General features: G+C 69.1%; 6 protein-coding genes. 1 reads left to right on the plus strand and 5 read right to left on the minus strand.

The features are described 5' to 3' along the window. The 4 genes from ABD378_RS43880 to ABD378_RS43895 form a co-directional block, all read right to left on the minus strand. Nucleotides 1-1054: helix-turn-helix domain-containing protein (locus ABD378_RS43880; protein WP_344531108.1), on the minus strand; the 1054-nt coding region annotated here is incomplete at its 3' end. 31 nt (nucleotides 1055-1085) lie between these two features. Next, the gene (locus tag ABD378_RS43885; RefSeq protein WP_344531110.1) at nucleotides 1086-1709 is read right to left on the minus strand and encodes a hypothetical protein; all 624 of its coding nucleotides are present in this window, start codon (nucleotides 1707-1709) and stop codon (nucleotides 1086-1088) included. Continuing rightward, nucleotides 1706-2815, minus strand: coding sequence for a tyrosine-type recombinase/integrase (locus ABD378_RS43890; RefSeq protein WP_344531112.1), 1110 nt, complete (start codon nucleotides 2813-2815; stop codon nucleotides 1706-1708). The genes ABD378_RS43885 and ABD378_RS43890 overlap by 4 nt, the downstream gene beginning before the upstream one ends. Then, on the minus strand, nucleotides 2812-3099 hold the full coding sequence (locus tag ABD378_RS43895; protein ID WP_344531114.1) for a hypothetical protein: 288 nt from the start codon (nucleotides 3097-3099) through the stop codon (nucleotides 2812-2814). The genes ABD378_RS43890 and ABD378_RS43895 overlap by 4 nt, the downstream gene beginning before the upstream one ends. A 138-nt stretch (nucleotides 3100-3237) precedes the next feature. On the opposite strand from ABD378_RS43895, the gene ABD378_RS43900 reads away from it, so the two are divergent. Then, nucleotides 3238-4029, plus strand: a complete 792-nt coding sequence (locus ABD378_RS43900) for a hypothetical protein (protein WP_344531117.1) — start codon at nucleotides 3238-3240, stop codon at nucleotides 4027-4029. A 96-nt stretch (nucleotides 4030-4125) separates the two neighbouring features. Here ABD378_RS43900 and ABD378_RS43905 read toward each other — a convergent pair whose 3' ends face one another. Further along, a complete protein-coding gene (locus ABD378_RS43905; protein WP_344531119.1) occupies nucleotides 4126-4560 on the minus strand; it encodes a hypothetical protein in 435 nt (144 codons plus the stop codon). Between the last annotated feature and the right edge of the window lie 36 nt (nucleotides 4561-4596).

Consider the following 4596-nt stretch of genomic DNA (forward strand, 5'->3'; position numbering starts at 1 on the left):
TCGGGCTCCACTTGTACGTTCCGGCCATCACGAAGTTCAGGGCCCGCATCCCGCGCGCGTACGCCAGCCGGATGCCGTCCGCCCGCATCCGGATCCCCCGCGGGCCCGCCTTCGACGGATGGATCGTCACCCACAACGCAGTCTTTCCCCCCTCCAACGGCTCCACCAGCGCCTCACGCATGCGCAGATACCGGCGCAACGCGACCTGCGAGCCCTCCCGCAGCGCATACCGTTCCACCACCGGCGGCTCGCCCTCCATCTCCGCGACCTCCGCCAGGATCCGCTGCCGCAGCGCCTCCGAGATCCGATCCGGCTCCGTCATCGCCCGCACCACCGACGAGTACGACACACCCACCCGGGCGGCCACCCGCTCATAGCCCAGCGACTGATTCTGCGGCGCCCGCAACACCTGCACCGTCGTGCCGTCCTCGCCGAGCGAAGCCACATCCATCGACTCCAGCTCCCCCGACCGCGGCGCCGCATCCAATACCACCGCCACCAGCGCCAGCAGCCGCGTACGGTCATCCTGCGACAGCGCGATCGGCCCCTTCTCCAACGGGCCCTGCCCGGCCAGCTCCACCAGCTCCCGGTACACGATGCCCAGGTGCCGCTTCTTCACTGTCTTCTTCGGCGCCACGTTGTCCAGCACCGGCAGCGCCACCGCACGGCCGGGCACGATCACGTCCGCCAGGAGTGCCAGGCAGTCCCGCACGATCCGCAACGTCGCCAACGCCAACGGCTTCCCTATGTCCTTCGCGTGGAACCGAAGCTGCCCCTGCTCGGCCAACTCCCAGAACGCCTCCAGCGCCTCCGGTTCGAACAGCTCCGCCGCCCGCCCCCGCGGCAACGGTGACTCCGGCAGCCCGGACGCCCGATCCCACATGCCCACCAGCATCCACAACTGGCCCGCACGCTCCTCCTGCACCTGCATGCCGCCCGCCGGCCCCGGCACCTCCTCCCGGGATGGCCACCGCTCCCGATCCCTGGGCGCGACCCGCTCCACCCGGGCCGCCAACTCCCGCACCGACGCGGCCGCGTACTGCTGCTGGGGCACGACTACTCCTCTTCGTCCGGGGTGCGGTTCATCAGGACACCAGCGCGTGCTGCAGGTTCAGCAAGACGTACAGGTCCGTGCTGCCGTACGCCCAACGGGCCACACCGCCGTCCTCTTCGAGATGGAGCAGGGTCCGGCTGGGAAGGGTGGTGCCCACTTCGAGCGGTATCTGCATGGGCTGAACCGCCGTCGGGATCGTCAGGGACTCGGGAACGGCACAGCCTGCCGTGTACGGCACGCCCGTGGAACGCGTGACCACGATGGCCTCCGACCACTCCACCATGCCGTCCTCGTCAGCGGCGTTCTGGTCCTGGTCGAGCTGCGCGGTGAACGGTTCCGGGAGGTCGACCAGCGCAGCCGCATTGGCAGCCCGCTCTGCGTCGGGCCGCGGCATCGTGTCCACACCGACCTGCACCATGGCGTACCGGCCTGCGCCGATCGCTGCGTGGATGTCGAGGAAGGCGGCGACCTGATGGACGGGCCAGCGTCCAGGAGCCCGGTGGTGTACCTGCCCGACGGCGTCCACGAGACCCTTCGTGAAGTGGCCGCCGGAGGCTAGCCGGTTCCGGGTACGTACGAGAGCCGCGGCGGTGGGCTCCAAGGTGAGCAGGCGGTCGAGGACGGCGCGGGCACCGCGTACGTGGGTGGTCGTCACCAAGTGCTCCCAGGTGTCGTGAAGCGGTCTACCAGATGGTCGTACACGGCGACGGCGGCCGCGGCGTGTTTCGCCTTGAGCGCGGTGGACTTGCGGCGCCGGATGTAGCGCAGCGTCGTCTCGATGGCCGCGTGGTCGGCGTACTCCTGGATCTCTTCCACCGGTGTGCCCGCGTCGTGCATGTGGGTGAGCTTGGAGGCGCGCAGCACGTGGGGCGTCAGGTCCCGCCCCGGCAGTACGCCCGCCTGCTTGCCCAGCCGGGTGAGGAGGCGGTCCACGGAGTGCCGATCCATGGGGCGGTCCTGGTCGTCCAGGAGGATGGGGCCCTCGCTGCGGCCGGCGGTGGCCACGTCGATCAGGGCGCACAGTCGGTCCGGAAGCGGCCACACTCGACCCTTTCCGCCCTTGCGTCGCAGGTCCAAGTTCCGATGCCCGTCCAGGGACTTGAGGTGGTGAAGGCCTGCAACGCAGCACTCGGTGACTCGGCCGGCGAGGGTGTAGATGAGGACGGGCACCAGGGCCTGGCGCGGGGTGTCGGCCGCGGAGACGACGGCCTGGAACTCGGGCACCTCCAGGATCGGCGTGGCGGTGGTCTCGTCGCGGGGGTCGACCTTGGGCCGGTCGTGCTTGGTGACCGGGGAGGCGATCGACTGGTCCTTCGTCTTCCACTTGGCGTACTCGGCCAGCGCGGTCAGGACGGACAGGCGACGGTTGATGGTGCGTGGCGCCTTGTCCTGCGCCTTCTGCGTCTTGGTCCAGGTCTCGATGATGTCGGGGGTGATGGCGCCGACGAAGAACCGCTCGTGTCCGCCCAACTCCCGTGCCACGGACGCCCACAGGCGTAGGTCGTCGGCGTAGGCCTGCTTGGAGGTGATGGCGGGGACGGCTTCGGAGCCGAGCCAGGAGGTGACCAGGAGGAAGGTGTCGCGGTCGCAGGTCTCGGCGAGGATCTCCAGCCGGTAGCGCCGTTCGCCGAGCCGCCGGGTGCGCGGGTCTCGCGGGGCGACGGTGCCCAGGACATCACGGAGCCAGAAGAATGCTTCGTCGGCGGAGCCTGGCCGGGCCAGCTCCGCGCGAGGTCTCGCGGTGACGCTGTTCTCGGTCACTGCTGGGCTTCGTCGATGACGTGCTGCTTGTACAAGTCGAGGTAGTGGCGGGCCTGTTCCTTGCCCATGTCGGTGACGCCGTTCAGCGTGGTGCGTGCCAGCGCGGTCAGGATGAGCGCTTCGACCATCTTTGGGTCACCGTTGCGCAGGTCCTCGATGATGTTGCCGGTTTCCACCGCGTCGGGCGCGAGGGTGCTGAAGGAGATGGCGTCGGGTGGGATGTTGCCGAGCGCGGTGACCGTGATGGGGTCCGCGTGGATTCGGTCGTCGTCAGGGCGGGTCATGGCCTGATTCTAGTCGTTCTTAACACACGTTATGCGCTTCTCTCGGAGTGATCCTCCGGCGGGAGCCCTTGGGTACTGACCGAGCGCGGGTCGCCCGTTTGTCAGGTCTGCCCTGACAAACGGGCGTAACGTGAAGTCATGACTGACGCAAGGAAGCCCCAACTGTCGCCCCATGACGAGGCGGTGGTGGCCGTCGCCGAGTCTGCCCGCGTCGTCGCCGAACTCGCACGCGGCCTGGTGCCCGCCGTGTACGCGGAGCGCCGCAAGGATCCGGTGTGCTACCTGCGCGACGTCCTGACGATCCGTGACAAGTTCCTCCCCATCTTGCTCACACGCGCGGTGATCGCCAGCCGCGAGTGCGGCGCGACCTGGGAAGAGATCGGCGGAGCCGCCGGGATGACGCGCCAGTCGGCCCACGAGAAATGGGCACCGGACGAGGCGTCATGGGCGGCAAGCGGGCGGCGGGGGCACAGCCGGGGTGAACCCGTGGACGCGTTGCGCACCGCAGCCAGGTTGGACGAGTGGTACGCCCGCGGTCGCGACGGCAGCGACGGCATCGTCACCGGGCCGCGCGGGGTACGCGCGGTCACCGACGGCCTGGACGCCACCGACCAACCACAGCGGGACTGGGAGGAGGACCGTCCCGAGCGTCCGGCGACCGTGGCAGCGATGCGCGCCGCGCTCGCCCACTACAGCGACCACGAGTGGGGTGACCGGCCGCTGCGGTATCTGCTCGCGTTCCCGCCGGTGGACCTTCTGGCCGACGCGATGGAGTGGGGGTGGTCGGATCCGCGCGTACGCGAACACCTCGTCGACGCCTTCGCCCGGCACCTGACGTACGGCCGGTGCGGGTGGCCCGCCGACGGGGACGACTTGTCCCGCGACCTGGTGCTCGCGGAGATGATCGCGGGCGACCGTAGATACCCCTAAGTGGAACCGCCGAACGAAGGTCACCGGGCGGGCCCGAGGCGGGCGACGTGAAGCCGCGCGACATCTCCGCATCCGACGACGCTCAAGAATAGGTGCCTAGGAGCTCGGGGGCTGCAGATTGTCGCGCAGCTCGATGTCATTGACGGAGATACCCCGGCGCTCTGCCAGGCGCTGCAACTGCTCTTCTCGCCGGTCCAGTGGCACGTCGCCGTCCACGAACTCCTCCAGCCATTCCCCGGTGTGCCGGTTGAACGGGAGGAGGCGTGTGGCTGCATTGCTGGCCCAAACCGATGTCCGCTCGACAGCGAAACCGGTGCCTTCCGCGACCTGCCGCATGCGCGCCTCGCACTGGTCAACGAAGGCTTTCGGCGGATTGTCCGAGCCGTCATGGAAGAAGGCAGAGATCGCCTCGGTCTCGTAAACGTCCCGCTTCGCCACGATGCCAGCAGCCTGGATAGTCGCGAGCGCACTGTTGAACCGGTCCGGCGGACCGAACAAAATCACGTTGACCGCACCGCGGGTGTCTTCCATGACCGGAGCCTACACAGCGTCGGCTGCCTTGCTGTG

Origin of the sequence: Streptomyces rectiviolaceus, assembly GCF_039533825.1 — a bacterium.
GTDB lineage: Bacteria > Actinomycetota > Actinomycetes > Streptomycetales > Streptomycetaceae > Streptomyces > Streptomyces rectiviolaceus.